Origin of the sequence: Pontixanthobacter aestiaquae, from assembly GCF_009827455.1 — a bacterium.
In the GTDB taxonomy this organism is placed as follows: Bacteria; Pseudomonadota; Alphaproteobacteria; order Sphingomonadales; family Sphingomonadaceae; genus Pontixanthobacter; species Pontixanthobacter aestiaquae.
The window spans coordinates 2,834,076-2,859,684 of record NZ_WTYZ01000001.1 but is presented as its reverse complement, the minus strand read 5'-3'; the positions used below and the strand labels follow the sequence as shown (position 1 = coordinate 2,859,684).

Sequence of the window (25,609 nt, the reverse complement as noted above, 5' to 3'; positions counted from 1 at the left end):
CTTCGTCACTGCGACGAGAACCAAAACACTCCTAAACTTCAACCGCTAATCTGTGCCATAGGCGCTGACGGGGAACATACCCCATGTTGCGGCTGACCCTGCCTTCCGTTTTTGGCCGCCAGAGGGTTGTTGTAAATCGCTGCAAACAGAGAACGAGCTAAATCTTCAAATTTGGCCCAATCGCGGGGTGGCGAAATCTGTTTGTCGAGAAAGTTCATAAGAGTAACTTCTTGGCAAAATGGTCTGTGCTCGCCAAGCTGCAAATCATGGCGGCATTGCTGCTATCGCTTTTTGGACAAGTAATCGGTAGGTTTCGGGCAAAGTTCGTAACCAATCGAACGACCGAAAATAGGGCGCAAAGCTGCCGTCGCTCGAAGTTTGATTTCACCATTGCAGTCGGCATCAGAAACGCCAGAGAATTATTCAGATTTTTTCGGTCGTTTCTGTCTTGATTGATCGACCGTCTCTGACCGCAATGATAGAAGCGCTAGCGGCAAAGCGACGCAGAACTGCGCCGTTCTTGGCTGCAGTCCAACTTCCAGCGATATGTTGAAGCCCACTCGGGACTGTTTGGTGCGGTCGAGAAGACTCGAACTTCCACGGGCGTTAGCCCACAACGACCTCAACGTTGCGCGTCTACCAGTTCCGCCACGACCGCACACAGTCAGCTGGGGCGAGCATGCTGGCCCCGCTTGGTAGGAGCGCGCCACTAGCAAAGCGTCTGACCCCGCGCAAGCTCGGCTTTGCAGTGCATCGATATTCTTTTGAGAACGTGTTTGAACCGGGCTGACAGCCTAGCTGGGTTTCCAGCCGATCTCTGCGACTTTGGCACGTTTCGGGACTGAGGTGACCGCCTCATTTATGGTCAAACTCTCACCCGGAGCCAGAGTGCTTTGCGGGGGGACAACTTCCCATTGATAGACAGGCGAATTGCGTTCGTCACGCATCACGACCAGTATCGATGGGACGTTGCGCGTTTCGCGTCCGGTGTTGGTGATCGTACCGCTCGCACCGAAATATTCAGAACCGTCAGGCAATGTCCTGCGGTCCTGCTGGTCAGCGGGGAAATCAAGCACCAAGTCGGGCTGCGCGACTGCAAAGGTAGGTTTCTTGACCGGCATCCAGTCTGGCAGTCCATAGTAGCTAACAGCGACAACTGTGCCCAGTGCAACAAATGCAAAGAATGCTGCCGCCGCTGTCCAGATTTTTAGCGGGTTACGGCGTGAGCGGAACGGTGGTTCGTAATCAAATTGCGAGGTTTCGTCATAGTAGAACGTTTTCGGTTCGGGTTGCGGCTGAGGCTCGGTTTCTACCACGGTTGGCGGCGGGGCCGGGAAATTATCTTCTTCCGGCTTGGCCGTATCGGTCCGTTCTTGTTCAACGGACACATTCGATTCGGGTTGGGTAACTTCGGTCTGCGCTGGCGCAGATTTTGGTTCGGGCACATGGGTATTGGTAAAACCGGGCTTGGCAGCTTCAGGCATTGCCTCGCGCTCTGGCGCCGGTGTTTCCTTTGCGGCTTGCTGATCCGTTTCCGGCTCTTTGGCAGGAGTATCTTGATACTCGCCAAGATCGAGTTCGGGGCCATCCTGGTGCCAGCTATGACGGCATTTGGCGCAGCGCACAGTCCGCCCGTCGACACCGATGGCGGTGTCTGGAACGACATATTTCGTGGAACAGGCGGGGCAGGCGATGATCATACTTAACAGCCGTCTTACGACTGTGTGCGAATCGCAACAAGGCTTAGCTGACTGTGGGCAGGTTGAACGGTGGCTTTTTTCCACACCGAAGGACGGCTATAGGCGCGGCGTAATGAAATTTTACTGCCCCTATCGGCCCGTCCCACGGTACCTGTCATGAAGGCAAATGCGGGCGAAGGCATAACTTTCGACAATGTCGGGCTGCGGTATGGCCAGGATCGCGAGGTACTCAGCGACGTGTCCTTCACGCTGCATCCGGGCAGCTTCTACTTTTTGACGGGAGCCAGCGGGGCGGGCAAAACCTCGCTTTTGAAGCTGCTCTACCTCGCGCAAAGGCCATCGCGCGGTGCAATCCGGATGTTCGGAACCGACGTCATCACGCTTCCTCGCGACCGGCTTCCCTCGTTTCGCAGACGTTTGGGCGTTGTATTTCAGGATTTTCGCTTGATCCCCCATTTGTCGGCATTCGACAATGTGGCGCTGCCCCTGCGCGTGTCGGGTGTACGCGAAGCCGATCTGGTGAAGCCGGTGACCGACATGCTTGATTGGGTCGGGCTAGGGCATCGCCATGACGCAAGACCAGCAACTTTATCCGGTGGCGAACAACAACGCGTCGCGATCGCACGCGCCGTTATCGGCCGTCCTGACATGCTGGTGGCCGACGAGCCGACAGGTAACGTCGATCCCGAGATGGCGTTGAAGCTGCTACGACTGTTTGAGTCGCTCAACCGTCTTGGCACGACCGTGATTGTCGCGACTCACGATGTGCATTTGCTCAAGAAAGTGCCGGAATCGCTGATCATGCGGCTCGACAAGGGACGCCTGAATGATCCGACCGGAGCGTTGCGCTACCCGCCGAAAGCATCGGGGGGTAAAGCGTGAGCGAAACAACGTCGAAGCCCCCAGCACTGGGTCGGAAGACCGCGCGCGGCCTAAAGCCGTTTCGAGGAGAGCGTGCAGCGCAGCTGGTCCCTCAGGCAAGGCTGGCTGGACCGATGCCGTGGGTGATCGCCATCATGGTCACACTTACCGTTATTGCGGCGGCTGGTGGATTGGCGCTCAACAATGTGGCGTCTACCGCGCGTGCCGAGCTTGCCGGTGGCGTGATCGTTCAAATTGTCGAAGCGTCCAGCGAAGAGAGGAGCCGGCAAGCAGTAGCGGCAGAAGCGCTGCTTGCGGAACACCCCGCAGTCGCATCGACGCGCCGCGTACCGGATGAAGAGTTGGATGCCTTGCTTGAGCCTTGGCTGGGCGTGGGCACTGATAATGAAGCTGTCCCAATGCCTGCTTTGATTGATGTGCGCTTGCGTGAAGACGCGACTGAGGAAACGCTGGACACTTTGCGGGGCATTCTGGAGGCTGCAGCACCAGCAGCGCGGATTGATGCACAATCGAGCTGGCTCGCGCCTGTCTTCTCGACCATCAGTTCGCTTCAGTGGCTATCGGGTGCATTGGTCATTCTGTTGGGCCTGACCAGCGCGGCAGCGGTTTGGCTTGCGGCGCGCAGTGCACTTGGCACCAATCGGGATACTATCGAAATCGTTCATTTGCTTGGCGGAACCGATACGCAGATCGCGCGCATTTTCGAACGCTCTATCGGCTTCGACGCTACACTTGGCGGCGCGGTGGGCTTGGCTCTTGGACTGGGCGCTGTATTGTTTCTTGGACAGGAATTTAGCGCGCTCGGTTCTGGTATGATGTCTGGTGGCGGCCTCGGCTCGCTCGACTGGATATTGATAGCAATTATTCCTTTCATTGCGGTCGCCATCGCGATGTTGACCGCGCGTTTTACAGTCGTCTCTGCATTGAGGCGAATGCTGTGATAAGACGTGTTTTCGCCTTCGTTGCGATCATCTGGTTCGCCGGCTTTTTGACGTTCACTCTCACTCTGCCTGGCCCGGTTGCCGATGATGAAAGCCGGGTCGTTGTGGTTCCTACGGGGGCAGCGGGGCGGATCGAGCGGGGTTTGGAACTGCTGGAGGCGGATGATGCGCGAATAATGCTTGTCACCGGTGTTGACCCAGAAGTGAAACCGGGCGAATTCGCAGCGCAATTCGATGTACCGATGGATGTAATGCAGTGCTGCGTCGTATTGGGTTTCGACGCGGTGGATACGCGCGGCAATGCAACTGAGACCGCCGAATGGCTTAAGGCCAAGAACATTCGCTCTATCCGCTTGGTAACAACCGACTGGCACATGCGCCGTGCGGCCAATGAGCTCCGCAACACCATCCCGCCAGCCATCACAATCGTTGAAGATGCGGTCCCGTCCGAGCCGTCTCTGCGAATTCTTTTTCTTGAGTATCACAAATTTCTGGCGAGCCGCGTGATCGGCTTGTTCCGGGGCTAGAAAACCATGCTGCTATTTCGAAATCTCGGGTTCTATCTGACCTTCTATTTGTTGAGCACGTTTTACATTCTGTGGGCGGTTTCAGTGATGCATTTCAGCGTGCCGATGTTCCGCCGTGCGGTGCGGTGCTGGTGCAACTTTCACCGCTGGTGTTTGCGCGTCTTTGTTGGAATCAATGTCGAGACTGAAGGGGACAAGGCAGAGGGGGCCGTTTTCTATGCCATTAAGCATGAAAGTTTTTTCGAGGCTCTGGACGCACCCGCCAATTTCCATTGGCCCGCACCCTTTGCAAAGCAGGAACTGTTCCGCATTCCCTTCTGGGGCTGGGGGGCGCGCATCTATGGCTGTGTGCCGGTCGCGAGGGAGCAAGGCGCAAAAGCACTCCGCTCGATGATTTCAGCGGCAAAGACATTGTCCGCCATGGACCGCCCGCTAGTGATCTTCCCCGAAGGGACACGGATTCCGCATGGCGAACGCGGTGAATTACAGGCCGGATTTGCCGGATTGTACAAGCTGATCAAATTGCCGGTCATCCCGGTCGCAGTGAATAGCGGCCCGCTCTATCACCGCCTTCTGAAGCGGCCGGGCACGATCACGTACAAATTTGGTGATCCAATCCCGCCGGGCCTACCGCGTGAGGAAATTGAGGCGCGGGTGCTCGCCGCGATAAACGTGCTCAACGACTAATGATCGCCCGAGTGGTCGCTTCGGCCGAAATCGGGCCGTGCATCGTCTTGGCCCTGCTCGATGATTGACCGGCGGATTGCGCGGGTCTTGGTGAACAGGTCGTGCAAGGCATCGCCATCGCCGCGCCGGATCGCGCGCTGCAAAGCGGTCAGATCTTCTGTAAAGCGGCCGAGCATTTCCAGCACTGCATCCTTGTTGGTCAGGAACACGTCGCGCCACATAGTCGGGTCCGAGGCCGCAATACGGGTAAAATCGCGGAAGCCGCCGGCCGAATATTTGATCACTTCGCTGCGGGTCACATCCTCCAAATCGGACGCCGTGCCGACGATAGTATAGGCAATCAAATGCGGAATATGGCTCGTTACAGCGAGCACCAGATCGTGGTGTTCTGCGCCCATCAGTTCAACATTCGACCCGAGGCCCGTCCAGAACCGGCTTAGTGCGTCGACCGCCTCAGTAGGAGCATCATCAGCCGGTGTCAGAATGCACCAGCGGTGCTCGAACAATTCGGCAAAACCGGCATCTGGTCCGCTCTGCTCGGTGCCGGCAACGGGGTGGGCGGGAATGATGCAATGATCCGGGAGAGCCGCTTTCAACGCATCCGCGACCGATTGCTTGGACGAGCCGACATCGCTGATGATCGCGCCCGCCGGTAGCGCATCACATATCGCCTCGGCAGCAAAGCCCATTGCGCCCACGGGTACGCACAGGATGACCAGGTCAGCCGCCGCGACTGCCTCTGCGGCACTATCGAGCACAGTGCCGACGAGCTCCCTTTCGCGCGCTTTTTCGCGCGTCGCGGGATCGGTGTCGTATCCTGTCGTGGCAATGCCGGGAGCATGTTTTGCTATAGCCAGCCCGATTGACCCGCCCAGCAGGCCCAAGCCGATAATCGCAACATGCTGAATGACCGGAGTGCCGCTCATTGCGCAGTCTCGGTCAGCTCGCGGAGGATACGAGTGACATCTGCCATTTGCTTCGATGTCCCGATGGTAATGCGCAATCCATGCGGCAGCCCAGCACCGGGCAGCCACCGGGTCGCGTAACCGCCATCCGCCAGCGCTTTATAGGCTTGCTCTGCAGTCAGATTGCCCTCGAACAGCACCAGCAGAAAATTAGCCTTGCTGGGTAGCGGGCGCAGTCCATGATTGCCTAAGCCCTCGATGACCTCGACAAAGCGTGCAAGCTCTGCCGCATTATGTTCACGAGACGCAGTCACAAATGCCTGATCGCCAACCGCTGCCAAAGCTGCCGCTTGTCCGTGATTGGTCACGTTAAAAGGCCCGCGGATGCGATTGAGAGAGCCGATAATGTCGGGGTGGCCGGTCGCCCAACCAATGCGTTCGCCTGCCAGGCCGTAAATTTTGGAGAATGTGCGGGTGACCAGCACATTTGCGGTATCGGCTACCAAAGTAAGTCCGCCATCATCCTCTTCGGCAGTGAGATATTCCGCATAGGCTTGGTCGAGTACAAACAGCACGTCGGCGGGGAGGGCTGCATGCAATCGCGCAATCTCCGATGCAGGCAGATAGCTTCCGGTTGGATTATTCGGGTTGGCGACAAACACCACGCGTGTTTTGTCTGTCGCTGCAGCTATCAGCGCATCAACATCGGTTCCGTAATCTTTGTCCGGAGCGATAATGGGTGTCGCACCGCAACGCCGCGCGGCAATTTCGTAAACCGCAAAGCTGAAATTGCTGAACAGCACTTCGTCACCCGGACCGGCATAGGCTTGCGCTGCCAGATTGAGCAATTCGTCAGACCCTGTTCCGCAAACAATTCGCGCCGGGTCGATATCATGCAGTTCGCCGATCGCGGCTCGCAAATCGCCGGAGTCCGGATCAGGATAGCCTGCTGGCGCTCTGGCCTTAGCAAAAGCAGCTAAAGCAGCCGGGCTGCTCCCCAACGGATTTTCGTTTGCGGATAGCTTGACCAGCTCGCGCCCGTCATCCGCATGTGCTTTGCCGGGCACATAGGCGTGAATCGCGTTGATCCAGGGTTTCGGGGAAGGTTTGTCTGACATTACAGCTATTGGCTCATAAACAAATACGACCCTTCGACAAGCTCAGGGTGAACGGTTAAGGAGCGACATTCTAAATCCGTTCGTGCTGAGCTTGTCGAAGCACCGTTCTTTTTGTGATGCCAAGGCCTGCTTTGAACGTGCAATCGAAGTCCCTCATTTTACCCCATCCGCTCCCGCTCGACAGCGGTGAGGCGCTGGAGGGCGTGTCGATTGCGTATGAAACCTATGGCGAGCTGGCGCCGGACAAGGGCAACGCGATCCTGCTCTGTCACGCACTAACCGGCGATCAATTCGTCGCCAGCGAGCATCCTGTGACAGGCAAGCCCGGCTGGTGGGAGCGGATGGTCGGCCCCGGTAAGCCGATCGATACAGACCGCTTCCATGTGATCTGCGCCAATGTGATCGGTAGCTGTATGGGTTCGACCGGACCGGCGTCCGATGCGCCCGATGGCAAGCCATATGCGATGCGTTTTCCGGTTCTGACGATCCGCGACATGGTGCGCGGACTGGTCGGCTTGCTGGACGCCCTCGAGATCGAGCAATTGCACACGGTCGTGGGTGGTTCGATGGGCGGAATGCAAGCGCTGAGCCTTGCTGCAAACTTCCCCGAGCGGGCTGCGCGAATTTTGGCGATTGCCACGACCGCGCGCCATTCTGCGCAGAATATTGCCTTTCACGAGGTTGGCCGCCAAGCCATTATGGCCGATCCCAACTGGGCAGAGGGTGATTACTACGCCAGCGGCAAAACCCCCGATGCCGGTCTCGCGGTCGCGCGGATGGCGGCGCATATTACCTATCTTTCGGAAGCAGGCCTGACCGATAAATTCGGGCGGCGACTGCAAGATCGCGCCGAGAAAACGTTTGGCTTCGATGCCGATTTTCAGGTCGAAAGCTATTTGCGGTACCAGGGCAGCGGTTTCACCCGCCGGTTCGATGCCAACAGCTATCTCTATATCACCCGCGCAATGGACTATTTCGATCTGGCGGAGGAGCATGGCGGACTTCTTGCAAACGCCTTTGCTGGAACGACTGCGCGTTTCTGTCTGATCAGCTTCGACAGCGACTGGCTCTATCCCACCGCTGAGAGCCGCCATGTGGTCCACGCGCTGAATGCAGCAGGCGCGCCGGTCAGCTTTGTCGAGCTCAGCGCGCCTTTCGGTCACGATAGCTTCCTGCTCGACGTGCCCGAACTTGACCGCGTGGTGAAGGGGTTCATCGAATGACTTCCGCTTTGCGCCCCGATCTCGCTGTCATCCTCGACCATGTCGAACCGGGCAGCCGCGCCTTGGATGTCGGCTGCGGTGACGGCGTGCTGATGGCGGCTCTCCGCGATCAGAAACACGTCGATGCGCGCGGGATCGAGATCGACGGTGCCTGCGTCGAACGCTGCGTCGCGCGGGGGCTCAGCGTGGTGCAGGGTGATGCCGACCGCGATCTGTCCTTTTATCCCGATGGCGCGTTCGACTACGCCATTCTCAGCCAAACTTTGCAAACCGCCGAGCGCCCCGACCGGATGATGCAGGAACTGCTCCGCGTCGGCCGCCGCGCCTTCGTCAGCTTCCCCAATTTCGCCTATTGGAGAATGCGCTGGGCGCTGCTGAGCCGGGGCCGGATGCCGGTAACGCGGCATCTGCCGGTAACGTGGTATGAAACGCAGAATATCCACCATGTGACCGTCAAAGATTTCGAAGCGTTGGCCGATGATCTGGGGGTCCAAATCGCCAATCGTTGGTTCTTCACGAATGAACGCGAAATCGGCGAGGGCGGTGCAAACTGGCGCGCCGAATATGCGCTGTTCGAAGTGGAGCGAAGTTCAGTTTAGATCCCGCGTTCCTGAATGGATGGAACATGTGGAACAGGGTTCAAAGGGTTAAATTGGGCGCCTCGTTTATGACCCGTCATTGTCCTTTGGACAATCCAGAGTAACCTAAAACCAAGCCAACCTGGGTCCCCGCGTTCGCGGGGAAGCGAAGCTGTCCAAAGGACAATGACGGGTTGGATGTGTTGGTTCTGTTACGACAGAACCGGACAAAGGTGACACCGTGTCACTTTCGCTTACTCGAGTTAAAGTACTGAATCATAAAGCCAATAGTTCCATTCCGCCAACCGGACGGACAGGAACACGCGGCCTATTCCGTCCGCTATATCATCACGACAAGACCCACAATGTGAAAGAGCGGGGTGCGGAGTAGCAGGCCGGGTGGGTGTAGGAAAATCGAAGCCGCGTCCGGTATTTGCCGCTATTCGTCATTGCGAGGAGCGAAGCGACGCGGCAATCCATGGATATGCATTCCGACATTCAGCCACCCAGCATCCGCTCCGCATGCCATTTCACATGGTCGGCCATGAAGGTCGATATGAAGTAGTAGGAATGGTCATACCCCTCCTGCATTCTGATCTGCGCGGGAATGCCTGCCTTTTTGCAGGCGAGGGCGAGCAGGCCGGTTTTGAGCTGGTCTTTCAGGAAATCGTCGGCGGTGCCTTGGTCGACCAACAGGTTCGCAAGTTTCGCGCCGCCGTCGATCAGGGCGCAGGCATCATATTCGCGCCAAGTATCGCGATCCGGTCCCAAATAGCCTCCCAGCGCTTTCTCGCCCCAAGGGCAGTGTAGCGGGCTGACAATCGGTGCAAAGGCGCTAACGCTTTTGAAGCGGTCGGGATTTCGTAAAGCGACAGTCAGCGCGCCATGGCCGCCCATCGAATGGCCGGTAATCCCCTGGCGGGTCATATCGGCAGCGGGGAAATGTTCGGCGATCAGCGCGGGCAGCTCGCTTTCGATGTAGCTGCGCATGCGGTAGGTCTTGGCCCACGGGTCCTTCGTCGCATCGACATAAAAGCCCGCGCCTTGGCCGAAATCATAGGCTTCGTCGTCCGGTACATTCTCTCCGCGCGGAGACGTATCTGGCGCGATGAAGATCACGCCATGTTCGGCGCAGGCTGAGCGGTAGTCCCCTTTATCGGTGACATTGGCGTGGGTGCAGGTCAGGCCGGAGAGATACCACAGCACCGGCAGCTTCGCGCCCTCGTCATGCGGGGGCACATAGGCAGAGAATGTCATCTCCGTGCCGGTTTCGGCGGAGGCGTGGGAGTAAACCCCTTGCACTCCGCCGAAAGCACGGTTTTCGCTCAGTGTTTCCATTGCTGGAAAGTTACCCCATTCGCATCATGGTGCAGACTTTGTTGCCTGCCGGGTCGCGCAGATAGGCGAGGTGCATTTTCATGCCGCCGCCTTCCCGGATACCCGGCGGGTCTTCGATGGCTGTTCCGCCATTGGCGAGGCCGGCGGCGTGCCATGCTTCGGCCATTTCGGGGCTATCGACGGCAAAGCCGATGGTTCCGCCATTGGCGTGGCAGGCCGGGTTGCCGTCGATCGGCTTGGTCACGATGAAAATGCTGCCGTCCTTGATATACATCACGCGGCCTTTGGGATCGACTGACCCTTCGCGTCCGCCCAATGCGATAAAGCAGGCATCATAGAATTTTTTGGCGGCGTCGATATCGTCGGCGCCGACCATTACGTGGCTAAACATTGTTGTATCTCCTAAAAGGGGTAGGTGGATCAGCCCGGGCGGTGAATGCCGCAGATTTTATGGCCATCTGGATCGGTGAAATAGCACAGATACATTGGCCCCATGCTGCCCTCGCGCAGGCCCGGAGGATCTTCGATGCTGGTGCCGCCATTGGCGACTGCGACATCGTGCAGTTCCTGAATTTGCTCGGGCGAGTTGCAGGCAAAGCCGATGGTGCTGCCATTGGAAGGCTCGACCGGCTTGCCATTGATCGGCTCGCTAATGCTGAAAGTCGATCCGTCATGGCTGTAGAACAGGCGCGTCTGGCCGGTGTCATTGACATGCGCCATCGGCTCGCCCGCACCCAGCACGCCCAGTACGGCATTGTAGAAACTCTTCGACTTCTCGATGTCGCCAGAGCCAATCATGATATGGTTCAGCATTGTATTCTCTCCTAAATTTCGACCGCTTTGGTCGCAGTTTCGGGATTGCCGGTATTGGCAGTATCTTTGGGATCGATGATTATCATCTCCACTTCACCGTCCAGCGCGCGGGGGCGATGTTCGACGCCGCGCGGGATCACAATCATCTGGCCTGCTTCGAGCGTTTCGGTCCGGTCGCGAAATTCCATCGTGAGCCTGCCCTTGACGACCAGAAACAGCTCGTCGCTATCGGCATGGCTGTGCCACTGGAAATCGCCCTCTGCCTTAGCGAGACGGACTTCATTGTCATTATAGCGCGCAACGATGCGCGGCGCCCAATGGTCGGAAAATTGGCTGAACTTGTCCGCCAGATCGACTTTTGTCGGGGTAACGGCTGCCATCAATACACCACCACGCTGCGGATGCTCTCGCCTGCATGCATCAGATCGAAGCCCTTATTGATTTCGTCAAGCGTAAGCGTGTGGGTGATCATCGGGTCGATCTGGATTTTGCCGTTCATATACCAGTCGACGATCTTGGGCACGTCGGTTCGGCCTTTCGCGCCACCGAAGGCCGTGCCGCGCCAGTTGCGGCCGGTGACGAGTTGGAAAGGGCGGGTGGCAATCTCCTTGCCCGCTTCCGCCACGCCGATGATAATCGATGTGCCCCAGCCTTTGTGACAGCTTTCGAGCGCCTGGCGCATGACATCGGTATTGCCGGTGCAGTCGAACGTATAATCGGCGCCGCCATCGAGCATATTGACCAGCGTTGCGACCACATCGCCAACTTCCTTGGGGTTCACAAAGTCGGTCATCCCGAATTTGCGGCCCCATTCCTCTCGGTCGGGATTGATGTCGACGCCGACAATCCGGTCTGCGCCGGCCATCTTCGCGCCTTGCAGCACATTGAGGCCAATCCCGCCCAGGCCGAAGACAACAACAGTATCACCTGGCTGAACCTTCGCGGTGTTTGTTACCGCCCCCACGCCTGTGGTTACGCCGCAGCCGATGTAACAGCTGGTCTTGAATGGCGCGTCTTCGCGAATTTTTGCCACAGCGATTTCAGGTAAGACGGTGAAGTTCGAGAAGGTCGAGCAGCCCATATAATGGTAGATCGTCTCGCCCTTGTAGGAGAAGCGCGACGTACTATCGGGCATCAGACCTTTGCCCTGTGTCTCGCGGATCGCGCTGCACAGGTTGGTTTTGCCGCTCAGACACATTTTGCATTGGCGGCATTCCGGCGTGTAAAGCGGGATAACGTGATCATCGGGCACAACCGAGGTCACGCCCGCGCCAACCTCGCGAACAATTCCTGCGCCTTCGTGCCCCAAGACCGAAGGGAACAGACCTTCGCTGTCCAGCCCGTCGAGCGTGTAGGCGTCGGTGTGGCAGATGCCCGTCGCCATGATCTCGACCAGCACTTCGCCCTCTTTCGGCCCTTCCAGATCGAGTTCGACAATCTCGAGCGGTTTCTTGGCTTCAAAAGCAACGGCAGCGCGGGTTTTCATGGGCGGGGACTCTCCTCTGTTGGGGCAGGTTGCTTTTCGAGACTGGAACGCTGCGCGTCAACCTTCGTGAATGGTTTTGGGCACCATGCAGGCCATCACGCCTTCGCGGCCGTCTTCGCTGCCATAGCCTGACCATTTGACGCCGCCGAACGGCGCGTCGACCGCCGACACGCCGCCGGTGTTGATCGCCAGCATTCCCGCTTCGACCTCGGCGGCCAGACGGCGGCGGCGCGCAGGATCTTGGGTCCATGCGTAAGCTGCGAGGCCGTAGGGCAGGCGGTTGGCTTCCTCGATCATCGCCTCTTCTCCCGCCATCGGGTTGAGGATCGCGACCGGGCCGAAAGGTTCTTCATTCATAATGTCGGCATCGGTCGGGACCTCGGCCAACACCGTGGGCTGATGGAAATATCCCTGATTGCCAATCCTCTCGCCGCCGGTCAGCAGCTTCGCGCCCTTGTCGACTGCATTTGCAATCTTGTCCTGAATCCCGTCGACCCCGCGCGCATTGGCCATCGGACCCATTTGCACGCCATCCTCCAAACCATTGCCGACTTTGATTTTCTCGGCGCGCTCGACAAAGCCGTCACGGAACTTTTCGAACACATCTTCCTCGACCAGGAACCGCGTGGGACTGACACAGACTTGCCCGGCATTGCGGAATTTGTTGCTGACCATTGTGTCGAGCACGTTGTCCACGTCGCTGTCTTTGAAGACCAGCACGGGGCCGTGACCGCCCAGTTCCATAGTCGTTACTTTCAGATCGTCCGCGGCCAGCTTGGCCAGATGCTTTCCGACCGGCGTCGAGCCTGTGAAAGTGAGCTTGCGGATGATCGGGCTGGCGAGCAGATGTTCGCTGACATCGCTGGGCACGCCGAATACGCATTGTACGACATTGCCCGGTACGCCTGCGTCGAGCAGTGCCTGCACGATGGCGATGCCCGAAGCAGGGGTCTCCTCGCTCGGCTTGACGATAGTCGAACAGCCTGCTGCGAGCGCGCCGCCGATTTTTCGCATCACATTGAGCGTAGGGAAGTTCCACGGCGCGAAGCCTGCGACGGGACCAACCGGATGATACTGGATTTCGACCCGGCTGCCTTCGGGGCGAACCAGTGTCCGGCCATACAGCCGCTTGCACTCACCGGCATAGAATTCGAGGAGCATCGCGGCATACATGGTCTCGCCTTTGGCTTCGCCAATTGGCTTGCCTTGTTCGCGCGTGAGCGCCTGCGCAATATCGCCCGCGCGTTCCTTGATCAGCCCGGCGGCTTTGGTGAGAATGCTCGCGCGCTTGTCGGCGGATGTATTGCGCCATTCGCGAAAACCCTGCTCGGCATTATCGAGCGCCCGGTCGAGATCATCGCTGGTGGCATGCGGCAATGCCGCAAGAGTGTCGCCGGTTGCCGGATTGAGGACATCCTCTGTCTTGCGACCATCGCCCGAAATCTGATCGCCGCCAATAAGAAGATGCAGGGAAGGGTAATCGCTCATGTCAGTGTCCTTTGATGTATGTGTTGCTGAGCCAATGGGCAGGACGGCGGAAAGTTTCGAGACAATCAGATAAATTGGTAGTCGAAGGTTCAGCCCAAGCGCTGTATTGGGCGGGAATGAAACTGTTTTTGACGACTTCCTTGCTCGCTGCCGGTATGGTTTTTCATGTTCCGGCCGCTGCGCAATCCGGGCCCGGTGCGGCTCTCAGCCTGGAACAGAGAACCGCACTGCGCTGCTCCGCCGCCTTCGCGATCATTGCCGGTGCGCAGGCTACGGGTGACGAGAAAGCGCTCGGCTATCCTCCGCTAGCCGAGCGGGGCCAGGAGTTTTTTGTCCGCTTCTCTGCCGGATTGATGGATAGCAAGGGGCTCACTCGCGATGCGGTGGCCGCGATGCTCCGAGCAGAGGCGCAAAAGATGTCAGCCGCAGGCGAAGTGCATCAGGTCATGCCGTCTTGTTTGCTGCTGCTTGAAGGATCGGGCGTTTAGCGTCACAATTTTCACAACGCGGTGTCACAATTGTGGACGCCCGCAAATGCTTGAGGCAATAGAGTAACATGTGGCGTCTCTATCAATTTCCATTGTGCCCGTTCAGCCGCAAAGTCCGCTTGCTGCTGAGCGAGAAGGGCGTCGGCTATGAATTGTGGCGCGAGAATCCGTGGGAAGGCAGCGACGAGTTCTGGGAACTGAACCCCGCTGGCCGCACGCCGGTGCTGCACGATGCAGAGAAGAAGATCGCGCTGTGCGATAGCCGCGCGATTTGCGAATATTTCGAAGAGACCGTCGATCAATCGCCGATGATCAATGGCACGGTCAAAGATCGCGCCGAAATCCGCCGGCTGATTGCTCTGTTTGACGAAAATTTCTTCGCCGACGTTACCGCACCGCTGCTGCATGAACGGATGAAGAAACGCCTGATCCTGCGCCAACCACCGGACTCGCGGGCTTTGGCGCGCGCAATGAAAATGGCGCATGGTCACTTGGATTACATGGATTATCTGATCGACACGCGCCCGTGGCTTGCCGGTTCGCGGATGAGCCTCGCCGATCTGACAGCCGCAGCACAAATCAGCGTGGCGGATTATCTGGGCGGGATTGATTGGAACGGGCACGAGCAGACTAAGGGCTGGTACTCGGTCTTCAAAAGCCGTCCGAGCTTCAGGCCGCTGCTGAGCGAACGGATGGAAGTGATCCAGCCGCCCAGCCACTATGCGGATGTGAATGCGTAGTGTGTTTTGAGCTGATCTGGCGATAAGCCCCTCAGTCGCCGGGCGCGGCGCATCCGCGCCGCTTGGCTACCTCGCATAAGCTCGGGCGGCCGGTCGGCCTTGCGGTCCGCTAGTCGCGGACCGGACCATTTCAAGCGATCAGTATAGTGCACGATCTTGGTCGCGGCAGCCATAGGGCCAAGCGGCCCGCCCGCAGCGGAGCGACCGTAAGGGAGCGAAAGCGAGGATAGCCAAGTGAGCGGATGCGAGCGCCGGCGCTTGAGGCCAAACAAAAAATCCCCATATTTCCGATAAAGGAGATACCGAATGTCCGATCCCAAGACCACCACTGATGCAGAGTGGCGCGAAAAGCTGACGCCTGAGCAGTTTCATATCCTTCGCGAGAAAGGAACCGAGCGCGCATTTACCGGTGAATATGACAAGCATTTCGAAGAGGGCGAATATACCTGCGCGGCGTGCGGGACCAAGCTGTTCGCCAGCGATGCGAAATACAATTCCGGCTGCGGCTGGCCTGCTTTCACCAAGCCTGCTGATGGCGATATGGTGGCGGAGCATCGTGACACTTCGCACGGTATGATCCGGACCGAAGTTACCTGCTCCAATTGCGGCGGTCATCTGGGTCATGTGTTTCCCGATGGACCGCCGGATCAGGGCGGATTGCGCTATTGCATCAACAGTGCGTCGCTCGATTTCAATCCGGATGGCATTTTGAAAGACGTTCCCAAGGGTTAGGCTCAAAACCTAACGCTGGGCATCAATTCACTTTACCCGTTCACGCCGCGTTACAACTGCCCTATGCAGTGCATGGGAGTAGTTTGGCGCTAGGCGCCGCCACATGGATGACCGGGTTATATGGCAAAGCGTGGCAGCAGGCGGAAAGCCGCGGCAGGCCGTAGAACAGATAAAGCGAAGCCGACCGGCTGGCGCTTGTGGTTTCGGCGGCTGTTCATGTGGGGTGGCGGCGTGGCGCTGCTTGGCGTGCTGTTTCTGGGCCTTGCAATTGTCTTCGCCGCGCGTTCCTTGCCCAGCTATCAGGAGCTAAAAGCCACTCAAAACGCGCAGACCATTATCGTCCGCGCGCGTGACGGAACCGAGATTGTCGAGCTGGGCCCGACTTTCGGGAAATGGCTCAATAGCGACGAAATTCCGCAGGTGATGAAAGATGCGATGATCTCGGTCGAAGATCGCCGCTATTACAGCCATTTCGGGGTTGATCCGATCGGTTTGGCGCGTGCCACATGGGTATGGGCGACGGGCGATAAGCGCTTCGGCGCGACATCGACTATCACGCAGCAATTGGCGCGCAACGTATTCCTCAACTCCAACCGGACGCTCGACCGGAAAATGCGCGAAGCGGTTCTGGCGTTGGCGATGGAGAGCAAGTTCTCCAAGGAACAGATTCTCGAGCTCTATCTTAACAAGGTGTATTTCGGCGGTGGAGCTTACGGGATCGACAGCGCAAGCCGGAAGTTCTTCAGCCACCCTGCGACCGAACTTGAGACTGCCGAAGCCGCAATTATCGCAGGATTGGTGAAGGCCCCGTCGCGATACTCGCCGACGGCTGACGTGCAGGCGGCGGTGGACCGCGCGCAGGTAGTGCTACGCCTGATGAAAGAGCAGGGCCGGATCGACCCGAATGTTACAGTGGACCCGACCACTGTGAATCTGAAGGAAGAGCGCGGGCAGAATTCGGTCCGCTACTTTACCGATTGGGCGCTGCCTCAGCTGGATTTGCTGTTACCCGAAACCTTCGAGCCGATCGAGGTGTGGACTACGCTCGACGTCGGGATGCAGCGTACTGCTGCGACATCGATCAAATCGAACACGCCCGAAGGCGCGCAGGGTGCGTTGGTCAGCCTCGACCGCGATGGTGCGATCCTCGCGATGATCGGCGGTACCGACTATGTCGAAACCAATTACAACCGCGCGACCGATGCGGTGCGCCAACCTGGATCGGCGTGGAAACTGTTCGTCTATCTCTCCGCGCTCGAGGCTGGATATACGCCCGATGCGCCGGTCAAAGATGTGCAGACCACCATCGACGGCTGGACCCCGCGCAATTCGGGTGGCAGCTATGCAGGCGATATCGATGTCCGCACGGCGTTCGCCTATTCCAAGAATACCGTCGCGGCGCAGCTCGGCTATGAAGTCGGCTTCGGCACAGTGGCCAGCATGGCCAAGCGGTTCGGCATCACCACGCCGATCCAGACATACCCTTCGATGGTGCTGGGGAGCAGCGAGACCCGCGTTATCGACATGACGCGCGCCTTTGCGGCCGTCTCGGCTGGCGGCAATTCGGTGGAGCCTTATGGCATCGTCAAAGTGACAACTGCTGACGGTGAAACGCTGTATGAACATGAGAGAAAGCGTGCCACCCGCCTGGTACCCGAATATGTCGCAGCGGGGATTACCGATTTGCTGCAAACCGCAGTGAATACCGGGACAGGCCGGGCGGCGCAGATCGGCCGCCCTGTTGCAGGCAAGACCGGCACCACATCGTCCAACAAGGATGGCTGGTTCATCGGCTTCTCCAGCGGGATCACCACCGGCGTATGGATGGGCCGTGACGATGCCAAGCGGGTCCGCGGATTGCAGGGCGGACGCGCGCCTGCGCAAGCCTTCGCAGCCTATATGCGCTATGCGGTGAAAGATCGCCCGATCGAGCAGTTCAACACCGAACTCAAGTTGCCCGAATGGCAGCTTGAACCTGACGACGAGTTCTATTTCGGTGATCCGGAAGATTATTATTATATCGACGAGCAGGGCAATCTTATCGAGCCCGGGCTGGGTGATGGCGAGCGCAATGCTGATCCCGCCGTGGAAGGCGGGGAGCAGACAGGCAATGCTGCAGAGCGGCCGCAAGTTCCGCAAAACAACGCGCCGCCGGCAGTCAGTGACGATTTTCTCGATCGTGCGATTGGCGAACGGCCAGCAGCACCAAAACCAGCCCAGCAGCCCGCCCAGCGTGCAGTCCAGCCAACGCCTTCACCAAGGCCGAGCGTTCCGGCATCACCATTGCCTCAGCAGTAGCAGTAGCCAGGCTGGGCCTCACTCAGGTCGGAATTGCTTCTTGGAGTGAATCGCGCTTACAAGGACACTGGGTCTGGCCGCTCAAAACCGTATCCTGGACGAGTATGGGGAAACTATGTCACTACGCCTAGCCTTATTTTCGGCCGTTCTGGTTGCATCATCCTCCGCGTCGGCAACCTATTCCAACTCGATCGACGAGGATGGCTGTTGGGATGGAAAGCTGTCCAGGGACGTCCCTTGTTTGCAATATAGCAGCCACAGTTGGAGTGGCGACAAGATGACTGTGATATACCAAAACAAGTGCAAGCAACGGATTTTTGCTAGAGTGTGTCACGATCAAGAGGCAAACAAGAATGGCAAGAAAGACTGCGGATTTTTCGGCATTCGCGGTTCTGGGACGGCTAGTTACTATACCTATCACGCGTCAGGAGAAGTCAATTATCGGGCGCTAGGTTCGACAAAACGCTCAAATGACTGGACATGCGTTGCCCGCCTCGATTTGGTAAATAATTACCGTAGCGTACCTCCGCAAAATTGATGATTTGACCGGCAAACAAAAAGGCCCCGCCAGACGAACCTGACGGGGCCTCTTTTGTGCTCGAAAGGCGCTTAGCGAATGCGCACCGCGCGGTAGACGGTTGGTCCGCCGGGACGCTGGAACTGCAGCAGCACGGCGTCGCGGCCATCTTGTTCCGCGTCGGTCACGGCCTTTTCCAGATCCTCAACCGAATTGACCGGCTGGTAATTGGCCGATTTGATAATGTCGCGGCGTTGGAGGCCCTTGCGCGCGGCGTCGGAGTTGCGGTCAACGGCCACAATCGCAAGGCCTTCGGTATCGCTGCTTACGCCAAGCCGGCGATTGATTGTCGGCGTCAAAGGAACAACTTGGAGACCCAGTTTTTCGATGATCGGGCTTTCGTTCTCTGCCTCATCGGGCATTTCCGGCTCTTCATCCTGGCTGAACATCTGCTGTTCACGCATTTCTTCCGCGCTAGGACGTTTGCCAACGGTCGCTTGTACAGTCCGCCGTTTGCCTTCGCGGTAGAGTTCGATCGGAATCGTCTCGCCCGGCTTTACATTCGCTACGAGGAACGACAGCGTCTGGTCCTGCGTAACAGCTTTTCCGTCAACTTTGGTGACGATATCGCCTGCGCGAATGCCGGCTTTGTCCGCTGCGGCATCGGGCTGAACCAGTTGAACAAATTCGCCCTGATTTTTGGGCAGGCCGAGCGATGCGGCCAGATCTTCGTCAACCGGCTGAATGCTGACGCCGAGGAAGCCGCGTTCGATTGCCTCGCCTGACTTCAGTTGATCAACAATAGGTGAGGCGACTTCTGCCGGGATAGCAAAACCGATCCCGACGCTGCCACCCGATGGCGAATAGATCGCATTATTAATGCCGATCACGTTGCCCTGCATGTCGAATAGTGGGCCACCCGAATTACCACGATTGATGCTCGCGTCAGTCTGGATGTAGCGGTCATACGCCCCGCTGCCGGTGTTGCGCAGCACCGATGACACGATGCCGCTCGTTACCGTCCCGCCAAGGCCGAAGGGGTTGCCGATTGCAATAACCCAGTCACCCACACGGGCCTCATCCGACTCTCCGAACTTGACGAAGGGGAATGGATCGGACCGTTTGATTTTCAATACTGCCAGATCCGAATCTGCGTCGGCACCAATCAATTCAGCGTCATATTCTTGGCCATCGGGCAGAGTGACGGTAATTTCCTCTACCGTGCCGCGACCGTTGGGGCTGACAACGTGATTGTTGGTGACAACAAAACCGTCAGCCGAAATGATAAAGCCCGAACCGAGTGATTGGCCTTCGCGGAATTGCGGCTCTGCGTTGCCGCCGCCGCGCCGGTTGCCGAACATGCCTTCGAATGGCGTGCCAGCAAACGGGTTGCGACTGCCGGACACTTCGATCCGCTGACGGGTCGAGATATTGACGACGGCAGGCTGCAATTGCTCGGTCAGATTGGCGAAGCTCTCGGGAGCACCGGCGCGGGGTACCGCGCGTTGCATCTCGATGCCTTCATTTTGAGCGGTTTGGGCTCCTGCGGGGTATCCCCCGACCAAGGAGATGGCTGCGCCGCCAACCAGCAGCGCGGAGGTCAATCCATAAGCATATCGCACAGGCTTCACGTCCTTCTATTCCTCTTCATTACTGGGCGCATCGCTGCGCCAAAATTCCCCGCATGCACATCAGGACAAACGCCCTGAACGCCGATTGAACGACAGATGTAGTCGCCGACCAATGCGGTTCCTCGCTCGACCAACGTCTTTATGCGAGGAGCGTTCCTTGCCAGCGCTGCTTAGCGGCGACCGCGGAACTGCCGCAGATATTCATTGTCCGGCGACAGGACCATGCTGTTCTCTGGTCCGCCTTCGCGATTGGCGAAGGTTGTTTCGTAACTCTTCATGGCGCGGTAGAAATCATAAAAACGCGCATCTTTGCCGAAAGCATCTGCGTATGTTTTCGCGGCTTCTGCGTCGGCTTCGGCGCGGATAATGACAGCGTCACGGGCGCCTTGTGACCTAATAGTTCTAGCTTCGCGTTCGCGATCTGATTCCATCCGGCGAAAGGCTGACTCAAGCGGCGCTTCCGGTAAGTCAGTGCGTTTGATCTGCACATTGACGACTTCGGCGCCATATTGCTTTGCCTGACGATCAAGGTTGGTACGAACATTGGCCAGTGCTGCGCCGCGTTCAGCGGTCAGCATATCTTGGAATGTCCGGCGGCCCAATTCCTGCCGCAGCACCGAGTTAAGAATTGGCTCTAGCGCGGTTCGAACACCATCGGTAGTCCCCGCGCGTTCGACCATTCTTACGGGATCAGTGATACGGAAGCGAGCGTAGGCATTGACCAATAGACGCTGCTGGTCATTAGACAGCACCTCCTCGTCAGTCATCTCCAGATCAAGCAGACGCTTTTCGATCCGTCGGACCGACTCGATGAGTGGAATCCGGAAATAGAGTCCCGCGCCCGTAGACCCATTCGGCGTGTTCACAGTGCCAACAGGCTCACCCGTCCGGATAACGACGACCTGCTCTTCTTCTGGTACGATGTAGGCGCTGGTGAAGAAGGCAATGATTGCAAGGCCTGTAAGTATCACAGCGCTACGGTAATTGTTCCAGAGATTTTCCATTTTCATTGCCCTCCTGAATTAGGCGCAGGGGTAACGGCTGTCGGCGGATTAGTGCTCCTTCGCCTCACTTCGGGCAGTGGCAGGTACGGGGTCACGCCATCCGCTTCAATCACTGTCTTGTCGGTTTGGCTGAGAATACGCTCCATTGTTTCATAATACATACGTTGACGCGTGACTTCTGGTGCCATTCGGTACTCTTCATAGACCTTGTTAAAGGCCTCGGCCTCACCTTGAGCAGTCGCGAGCACTTGTTGCGCATAACCCTGCGCCTGATTGCGCGCAGCATCAGCATTTTGCTCTGCAACCTGCACGTCGCGGAAAGCATCCACCACCTGAGCAGGCGGATCGGCTTTCTCAATTTCGACACCGAGCACGCGAATGCCGGCTTGATACGAATCGAGCGTCGCTTGCATGCGTTCGCGTACATCCTGTTCGATTGACGCACGGCCCTGACCGGAAAAAGTTTCGTCCAGTTCTTTTTCGGCGACCGAAGCGCGCATTGCGGCTTCGGCTGCCTCGCTAACTGTTTCGATAGGTTCGACAAGCCGGAATTTGAAATCTTCTAGATCATTGATGTTCCAGCGAACAATATAGCTCAAATCGACAAGATTTTGATCGCCTGTAAGGATAAGTTTGACCTCCTGTCCGCTGTCAGGAATGCGGACAGTGCGGACGCCTTGGACGTCTTCTATGTCGACGGTCTCGATTGGATAGGGTGCCGACAAATGCAGCCCCGGGCTCAATGTGCGGGTGTAATTACCCAGCGTCTTTACCACGGCTTGCTCTTGCGCAGCGACAAGGTGGAGGCTGGTTGACGCCAGCCCTGCAATTACAATCAGTCCGATGATGAACGGCAGCCAGCTCTTGCCGCCGGGGCGCCGAGGCATCTGGAAGCTGGGACCGCCCGGTCCGCCGCCGCCTTTGCCGCGGTTCTTGAAAATATCTTCGATATTGGCCGAGCGGCGCGGCTCTTCGGGCGCATTGCCATTGCCGCCGCCGGGTAGCCATGGATTGCGCGGGCCTTTGGGTTTGTCGCCGCCGGACTCGCCGCCCGAACCGGATTCGGGTTTGTCGCCCCCGTCATTGCCCCAAGGACTCTTGCCAGCCATCGCCAGCCCGATATTTCTCGTGTAATCGCCAAATGTGCTCATGAACTCTTTATAGGTGTCGATTGCAGGAAAAACAGGGGTTGCAGGTGCGATTTTGCTGCTAGGGCCTTTTGCCATGGACGAACAGGCTTTGAAGGCACGACTTCCGGACTCGGTCGCCGCACGCGTGCAGTCGATCAAATTAGCGGATGGCAGGGCAACTCTGGTGCTCGACGCAGCAGGGCTGGAAGCCGAAAGTCGCGACGGTCTGGAATCTGCGGTTAAGCAAATTATCGGTGAGGCGGAGGGCGTCACCGAAGTCCGCGTGGCAATGGTGGCCGATAAAGCGCCCGCACCGCCACCACCAAAGGTTCCGATAATTATAGCTGTTGGATCAGGCAAAGGCGGCGTGGGTAAATCCACACTGACGGCCAATCTTGCGGTTGCGCTATTCCGTATGGGGCGCAAGGTCGGAGTGGTTGACGCTGACGTTTACGGCCCTTCGCAGCCCACGATCCTCAACAATAAGGGTGAGAAACCGGAAGCGCGCGATGACAAGCTGGTGCCGGTACCAAGCCCGCATGGCATACCCCTCTTGTCGATGGGGCATCTGGTCGAACCCGGCAAAGCATTGGCATGGCGCGGCCCGATGGCGGGTAATGCGATGGCCCAATTGGTTGATGCGCATTGGGGCGATACCGAAGTGCTGCTGATCGATTTGCCGCCCGGCACCGGCGACGTGCAGCTGACCATGCTATCGAAGTTCAAACCGGCGGGCGCAGTAATCGTATCGACGCCGCAGGACCTCGCGCTGATCGACGCGCAGCGCGCCGCCAATCTGTTCGATTCAGGTAAAGTGCCGATCATCGGTCTGGTCGAGAACATGTCCGGCTATGCCTGCCCGCATTGCGGAGAGGTGAGCGATCCGTTTGGCAAAGGCGGCGTCGAAGCAGCGGCGGATGCTACGGGTATTCCATTCCTCGGCCGGATTCCTCTGGCGCTCGAAATTCGTGCGGCCAGCGATGCAGGTACGCCGCCCGCTGCCGGCGATGGCCCGGAAGCAGAAGGCTTCCAGATTGTGGCAAAGCGCCTTTCAGAATGGCTGGATAAAGCTCCCGCCACAGAGGCGGTCTGACCATGGCGATCAGCCGACGCGGAGTGCTGGTTGGCGCTGCGGTTGGCGGCGGCCTGCTGGTCGCATGGGGGTTGCGCCCACGGGCCTTTCCCACGCCGTTAACACCCGCTGAGGGGGAGTATGCTTTCGATGCATGGCTGAAGATCGCCAATGACGGGGTTGTGACCGTCGCTGTCCCGCAGATGGAAATGGGGCAGGGGGTCAGCACGATCTTGCCGCAGATCATTGCGCAGGAACTCGGGGCCGACTGGCGGCAAGTGGCGGTTGAACCCGCGCCGGTAAGCGGTGCCTATGCCAATATCCCGCTTGCGGCAAAATGGTCGGCTTTATGGATGCCAGCCATGCCTGAGCTGGCGGGCGAACCGGATACGATATTGGCCGAACGGTACGCGCAAATCTCACGCTTCTCTGCGACTGCGGACGGGACGTCGCTGGCCGCTTATGAACTGCCGTGCCGCGAAGCAGCCGCGTCTGCGCGCGGGATGCTGACTGCAGAAGCGGCGGAGCGGTGGGGCGCGCCGTTGGAAGAATGTTATGCGCGTGGCGGATTTATCGTTCACGAGGAAAAACAGCTTTCCTTTGCAGAATTGGTTGAAGCAGCTGCGCAGCGTGAGGCTCCCGATCCGGCGCCGCTCAGATCCGAATTTCCCTCCGAGCGGCCTATTGCCGGTCCTGCGCAGGGCGACACCGCATTTCCAAGGCTCGACCTGCCTTCAAAGGTAGACGGGACGCATCTGTTTGCCGGTGACGTGAGGCTGCCTGACATGGTCTATGCCGCGATCAAACACGGCCCGCTCGAACAAGCCGAATTAAGCGGCTTCGATGAGAAGGCCTTTGCTGGTGATGACCGCATTGTCGGGATCATAAAAGGCAAGCGCTGGCTGGCCGTGGCGGCGACCGACTGGTGGAGCGCGGATCAGGCAGTCGAAGCAATGAAGCCGCGGTTTTCCGTATCGAATGTGGCCGAAAGCGACCGCTCCGACCGAGCCTTCGATGAAGCTGTTCCGGGTGGAGAAGCATTCCGTATTGCCACGCGCGGCGAAGGCAGCGAAGCGCTGAAAGAACGCGATATCGCCCGCCGCTATCACGTTGAGCCTGCGCTTCATGCACCGCTTGAAACCGCCAGCGCGACTGCGCGCTACGCCGATGGCAAGCTGGAACTATGGATCGCCAGCCAAGCGCCAGAGAAAGCGCGCGAGGCAGCGGCAAAAGCGATTGGCGTGCCGGTCGAAGATGTGATCCTCTATCCGATGCCGGCAGGAGGCAGCTTCGACCGGCGGCTGGAGCATGACCACGCAATTGAAGTGGCCTTGATCGCGCGTGAGCTTTCCAAGGAACGCCCGCGTCCGGTGCAACTTATCTGGTCGCGCTGGCAGGAGCATCTGGCGGGATTGCCACGCACACCCGCGTCGGGGTTGCTCTGGGCGGAGCTTGTTCCCGGCGCAAACGGGCGGATCAATGCGATGCATGTGCGTGTTGCTGTCCCATCGACCACGCATGAATTTGGCGAGCGCCTGTTCAACAACAAAACTGCATGGGCCGCGCGGCGGGCTGCTGCCGGCAAGGCGGACCCGCTAGCGGTGGAGGGCGCGATGCCGCCTTACGGTATTCCGCATGTCGCTATTGACCATGTGCCGACCGATATCGGCCATGGTACCGCCAGAATGCGCGGCAATGCGCATAGCTACACCGCCTTTTTTGTCGAATCCTTCATTGACGAGACAGCCGCGATGTTCGGGCGCGAACCTTTGTCGTACCGGATTGAGATGCTCGGTAATGATACGCGCATGGTCAGCTGTTTACAGCGTGCAGCGAGGCTCGCCCAGTGGGATGGCGGGCGCGATCAAAGCGGGCAGGGGCTTGCCTGTCATCTGATGGGATCACTCCAAAGCGGCGGGCGAATTGCGTGCATTGCCACTGCGCGCCGCGACGAGGGCGGGCTACGCGTTATCAAGCTGAGTGCAGCGGTGGATATAGGCCGGATCGTCAATCTGGATATTGCACGGCAGCAAATAGAGGGTGGTCTGATCTTCGGTCTGTCTCTAGCGAGGGGGTCGAGCACCCGCTATTCTGGCGGTTTGCCAACCAATCAGCGCCTGTCGCAGCTTGATCTGCCGGTGCTGGCCGATTGTCCGGAGATTGAAGTGGATTTCATCGCCAGCGAACAAGATCCTTTCGATCCAGGGGAATTAGGAGCAGCGGTGTGCGCACCGGCTATTGCAAATGCATTATTCTCAGCAACCGGAATACGGTTCCGCCGTCTACCCTTGTTTTCAGAAGGCCTGTAACA

Annotated in this window: 24 protein-coding genes and 1 tRNA gene; 12 read left to right on the top strand and 13 right to left on the bottom strand. The window is 58.4% G+C overall.

Annotated elements, in window-relative coordinates; all coding sequences use genetic code 11:
• Positions 1 to 571 precede the first annotated feature (571 nt).
• Both GRI35_RS13605 and GRI35_RS13600 read right to left on the bottom strand, forming a co-directional pair.
• Positions 572 to 658, bottom strand: a tRNA-Leu gene (locus tag GRI35_RS13605).
• A gap of 136 nt (positions 659 to 794) precedes the next feature.
• Entirely contained in the window at positions 795 to 1,700 is a 906-nt protein-coding gene (locus GRI35_RS13600; RefSeq protein ID WP_160614651.1) for a zinc-ribbon domain-containing protein, read from the bottom strand.
• A 156-nt stretch (positions 1,701 to 1,856) separates the two neighbouring features.
• Here GRI35_RS13600 and ftsE point away from each other — a divergent pair, with 156 nt between their 5' ends.
• From ftsE to GRI35_RS13580, 4 genes are read left to right on the top strand one after another with little or no spacing between them, the layout of a single operon-like run.
• Positions 1,857 to 2,582 carry a cell division ATP-binding protein FtsE gene (ftsE, locus tag GRI35_RS13595; protein WP_160614650.1) on the top strand — a complete coding sequence of 242 codons (726 nt, stop codon included), beginning with the start codon at positions 1,857 to 1,859 and terminating at the stop codon, positions 2,580 to 2,582.
• Positions 2,579 to 3,523, top strand: a complete 945-nt coding sequence (locus GRI35_RS13590) for a cell division protein FtsX (protein WP_290257954.1) — start codon at positions 2,579 to 2,581, stop codon at positions 3,521 to 3,523. The genes ftsE and GRI35_RS13590 overlap by 4 nt, the downstream gene beginning before the upstream one ends.
• On the top strand, positions 3,520 to 4,050 hold the full coding sequence (locus tag GRI35_RS13585) for a YdcF family protein (RefSeq protein WP_160614649.1): 531 nt from the start codon (positions 3,520 to 3,522) through the stop codon (positions 4,048 to 4,050). Before GRI35_RS13590 ends, GRI35_RS13585 begins: the two co-directional genes overlap by 4 nt.
• 51 nt (positions 4,051 to 4,101) lie before the next feature.
• Positions 4,102 to 4,737: a lysophospholipid acyltransferase family protein gene (locus GRI35_RS13580; protein WP_328598447.1), complete on the top strand. Its 636-nt coding sequence runs from the start codon at positions 4,102 to 4,104 to the stop codon at positions 4,735 to 4,737.
• Here the strand turns inward: GRI35_RS13580 and GRI35_RS13575 are convergent.
• Positions 4,734 to 5,663: a prephenate/arogenate dehydrogenase family protein gene (locus GRI35_RS13575; protein WP_160614647.1), complete on the bottom strand. Its 930-nt coding sequence runs from the start codon at positions 5,661 to 5,663 to the stop codon at positions 4,734 to 4,736. The genes GRI35_RS13580 and GRI35_RS13575 overlap by 4 nt on opposite strands.
• Positions 5,660 to 6,760: a pyridoxal phosphate-dependent aminotransferase gene (locus tag GRI35_RS13570; RefSeq protein ID WP_160614646.1), complete on the bottom strand. Its 1,101-nt coding sequence runs from the start codon at positions 6,758 to 6,760 to the stop codon at positions 5,660 to 5,662. Before GRI35_RS13570 ends, GRI35_RS13575 begins: the two co-directional genes overlap by 4 nt.
• A 137-nt stretch (positions 6,761 to 6,897) precedes the next feature.
• Here GRI35_RS13570 and metX point away from each other — a divergent pair, with 137 nt between their 5' ends.
• Positions 6,898 to 7,983, top strand: coding sequence for a homoserine O-acetyltransferase MetX (metX, locus tag GRI35_RS13565; protein ID WP_407985144.1), 1,086 nt, complete (start codon positions 6,898 to 6,900; stop codon positions 7,981 to 7,983).
• Complete coding sequence (metW, locus tag GRI35_RS13560) at positions 7,980 to 8,582, top strand: methionine biosynthesis protein MetW (protein ID WP_160614644.1); 603 nt, start codon at positions 7,980 to 7,982, stop codon at positions 8,580 to 8,582. The genes metX and metW overlap by 4 nt, the downstream gene beginning before the upstream one ends.
• Before the next feature lie 477 nt (positions 8,583 to 9,059).
• Here the strand turns inward: metW and fghA are convergent, their stop codons facing one another.
• The 6 genes from fghA to GRI35_RS13530 are packed head-to-tail and all read right to left on the bottom strand — an operon-like array spanning position 9,060 to position 13,686.
• Positions 9,060 to 9,899, bottom strand: a complete 840-nt coding sequence (gene fghA, locus GRI35_RS13555; protein WP_160614643.1) for an S-formylglutathione hydrolase — start codon at positions 9,897 to 9,899, stop codon at positions 9,060 to 9,062.
• Positions 9,900 to 9,909: 10 nt separating this feature from the next.
• Positions 9,910 to 10,290, bottom strand: coding sequence for a VOC family protein (locus GRI35_RS13550; RefSeq protein ID WP_160614642.1), 381 nt, complete (start codon positions 10,288 to 10,290; stop codon positions 9,910 to 9,912).
• A gap of 29 nt (positions 10,291 to 10,319) precedes the next feature.
• Positions 10,320 to 10,712 carry a VOC family protein gene (locus tag GRI35_RS13545; RefSeq protein ID WP_160614641.1) on the bottom strand — a complete coding sequence of 131 codons (393 nt, stop codon included), beginning with the start codon at positions 10,710 to 10,712 and terminating at the stop codon, positions 10,320 to 10,322.
• 11 nt (positions 10,713 to 10,723) lie between these two features.
• Positions 10,724 to 11,092 (bottom strand): cupin domain-containing protein, encoded by a 369-nt coding sequence (locus tag GRI35_RS13540; protein WP_160614640.1) that lies wholly within the window; start codon positions 11,090 to 11,092, stop codon positions 10,724 to 10,726.
• Entirely contained in the window at positions 11,092 to 12,198 is a 1,107-nt protein-coding gene (locus GRI35_RS13535) for an S-(hydroxymethyl)glutathione dehydrogenase/class III alcohol dehydrogenase (protein ID WP_160614639.1), read from the bottom strand. The genes GRI35_RS13540 and GRI35_RS13535 overlap by 1 nt, the downstream gene beginning before the upstream one ends.
• 57 nt (positions 12,199 to 12,255) lie before the next feature.
• Positions 12,256 to 13,686, bottom strand: a complete 1,431-nt coding sequence (locus GRI35_RS13530) for an NAD-dependent succinate-semialdehyde dehydrogenase (RefSeq protein ID WP_160614638.1) — start codon at positions 13,684 to 13,686, stop codon at positions 12,256 to 12,258.
• Between the two features lie 116 nt (positions 13,687 to 13,802).
• On the opposite strand from GRI35_RS13530, the gene GRI35_RS13525 reads away from it, so the two are divergent.
• From GRI35_RS13525 to GRI35_RS13510, 4 genes are all read left to right on the top strand, one after another.
• Entirely contained in the window at positions 13,803 to 14,174 is a 372-nt protein-coding gene (locus GRI35_RS13525; protein ID WP_235900231.1) for a hypothetical protein, read from the top strand.
• 68 nt (positions 14,175 to 14,242) lie between these two features.
• Positions 14,243 to 14,914 carry a glutathione S-transferase family protein gene (locus tag GRI35_RS13520; RefSeq protein ID WP_160614637.1) on the top strand — a complete coding sequence of 224 codons (672 nt, stop codon included), beginning with the start codon at positions 14,243 to 14,245 and terminating at the stop codon, positions 14,912 to 14,914.
• 306 nt (positions 14,915 to 15,220) lie between these two features.
• Positions 15,221 to 15,646, top strand: a complete 426-nt coding sequence (gene msrB / locus GRI35_RS13515) for a peptide-methionine (R)-S-oxide reductase MsrB (protein ID WP_160614636.1) — start codon at positions 15,221 to 15,223, stop codon at positions 15,644 to 15,646.
• Positions 15,647 to 15,766: 120 nt separating this feature from the next.
• Complete coding sequence (locus GRI35_RS13510; protein WP_160614635.1) at positions 15,767 to 17,944, top strand: transglycosylase domain-containing protein; 2,178 nt, start codon at positions 15,767 to 15,769, stop codon at positions 17,942 to 17,944.
• Between the two features lie 609 nt (positions 17,945 to 18,553).
• Here GRI35_RS13510 and GRI35_RS13505 read toward each other — a convergent pair.
• The 3 genes from GRI35_RS13505 to hflK form a co-directional block, all read right to left on the bottom strand.
• Positions 18,554 to 20,083: a Do family serine endopeptidase gene (locus tag GRI35_RS13505; protein WP_160614634.1), complete on the bottom strand. Its 1,530-nt coding sequence runs from the start codon at positions 20,081 to 20,083 to the stop codon at positions 18,554 to 18,556.
• 179 nt (positions 20,084 to 20,262) lie between these two features.
• On the bottom strand, positions 20,263 to 21,096 hold the full coding sequence (gene hflC, locus GRI35_RS13500) for a protease modulator HflC (RefSeq protein WP_160614633.1): 834 nt from the start codon (positions 21,094 to 21,096) through the stop codon (positions 20,263 to 20,265).
• A gap of 2 nt (positions 21,097 to 21,098) precedes the next feature.
• Positions 21,099 to 22,247 (bottom strand): protease modulator HflK, encoded by a 1,149-nt coding sequence (gene hflK / locus GRI35_RS13495; protein ID WP_235900230.1) that lies wholly within the window; start codon positions 22,245 to 22,247, stop codon positions 21,099 to 21,101.
• 73 nt (positions 22,248 to 22,320) lie between these two features.
• Here hflK and GRI35_RS13490 point away from each other — a divergent pair, with 73 nt between their 5' ends.
• Together GRI35_RS13490 and GRI35_RS13485 are read left to right on the top strand one after the other, a co-directional pair.
• Entirely contained in the window at positions 22,321 to 23,319 is a 999-nt protein-coding gene (locus GRI35_RS13490) for an Mrp/NBP35 family ATP-binding protein (protein ID WP_160614632.1), read from the top strand.
• A gap of 2 nt (positions 23,320 to 23,321) precedes the next feature.
• On the top strand, positions 23,322 to 25,607 hold the full coding sequence (locus GRI35_RS13485) for a xanthine dehydrogenase family protein molybdopterin-binding subunit (RefSeq protein ID WP_160614631.1): 2,286 nt from the start codon (positions 23,322 to 23,324) through the stop codon (positions 25,605 to 25,607).
• The last annotated feature ends 2 nt before the right edge of the window (positions 25,608 to 25,609 follow it).

Bases quoted from the DNA above. Each gene is read 5' to 3' on its own strand.
- GRI35_RS13600 (WP_160614651.1), bottom strand. From the start codon at position 1,700: ATGATCATCGCCTGCCCCGCCTGTTCCACGAAATATGTCGTTCCAGAC.
- ftsE (WP_160614650.1), top strand. From the start codon at position 1,857: ATGAAGGCAAATGCGGGCGAAGGCATAACTTTCGACAATGTCGGGCTG.
- GRI35_RS13575 (WP_160614647.1), bottom strand. From the start codon at position 5,663: ATGAGCGGCACTCCGGTCATTCAGCATGTTGCGATTATCGGCTTGGGC.
- GRI35_RS13570 (WP_160614646.1), bottom strand. From the start codon at position 6,760: ATGTCAGACAAACCTTCCCCGAAACCCTGGATCAACGCGATTCACGCC.
- metW (WP_160614644.1), top strand. From the start codon at position 7,980: ATGACTTCCGCTTTGCGCCCCGATCTCGCTGTCATCCTCGACCATGTC.
- fghA (WP_160614643.1), bottom strand. From the start codon at position 9,899: ATGGAAACACTGAGCGAAAACCGTGCTTTCGGCGGAGTGCAAGGGGTT.
- GRI35_RS13550 (WP_160614642.1), bottom strand. From the start codon at position 10,290: ATGTTTAGCCACGTAATGGTCGGCGCCGACGATATCGACGCCGCCAAA.
- GRI35_RS13545 (WP_160614641.1), bottom strand. From the start codon at position 10,712: ATGCTGAACCATATCATGATTGGCTCTGGCGACATCGAGAAGTCGAAG.
- GRI35_RS13540 (WP_160614640.1), bottom strand. From the start codon at position 11,092: ATGGCAGCCGTTACCCCGACAAAAGTCGATCTGGCGGACAAGTTCAGC.
- GRI35_RS13535 (WP_160614639.1), bottom strand. From the start codon at position 12,198: ATGAAAACCCGCGCTGCCGTTGCTTTTGAAGCCAAGAAACCGCTCGAG.
- GRI35_RS13530 (WP_160614638.1), bottom strand. From the start codon at position 13,686: ATGAGCGATTACCCTTCCCTGCATCTTCTTATTGGCGGCGATCAGATT.
- GRI35_RS13525 (WP_235900231.1), top strand. From the start codon at position 13,803: ATGAAACTGTTTTTGACGACTTCCTTGCTCGCTGCCGGTATGGTTTTT.
- GRI35_RS13520 (WP_160614637.1), top strand. From the start codon at position 14,243: ATGTGGCGTCTCTATCAATTTCCATTGTGCCCGTTCAGCCGCAAAGTC.
- msrB (WP_160614636.1), top strand. From the start codon at position 15,221: ATGTCCGATCCCAAGACCACCACTGATGCAGAGTGGCGCGAAAAGCTG.
- GRI35_RS13510 (WP_160614635.1), top strand. From the start codon at position 15,767: ATGGCAAAGCGTGGCAGCAGGCGGAAAGCCGCGGCAGGCCGTAGAACA.
- hflC (WP_160614633.1), bottom strand. From the start codon at position 21,096: ATGGAAAATCTCTGGAACAATTACCGTAGCGCTGTGATACTTACAGGC.
- hflK (WP_235900230.1), bottom strand. From the start codon at position 22,247: ATGAGCACATTTGGCGATTACACGAGAAATATCGGGCTGGCGATGGCT.
- GRI35_RS13490 (WP_160614632.1), top strand. From the start codon at position 22,321: ATGGACGAACAGGCTTTGAAGGCACGACTTCCGGACTCGGTCGCCGCA.
- GRI35_RS13485 (WP_160614631.1), top strand. From the start codon at position 23,322: ATGGCGATCAGCCGACGCGGAGTGCTGGTTGGCGCTGCGGTTGGCGGC.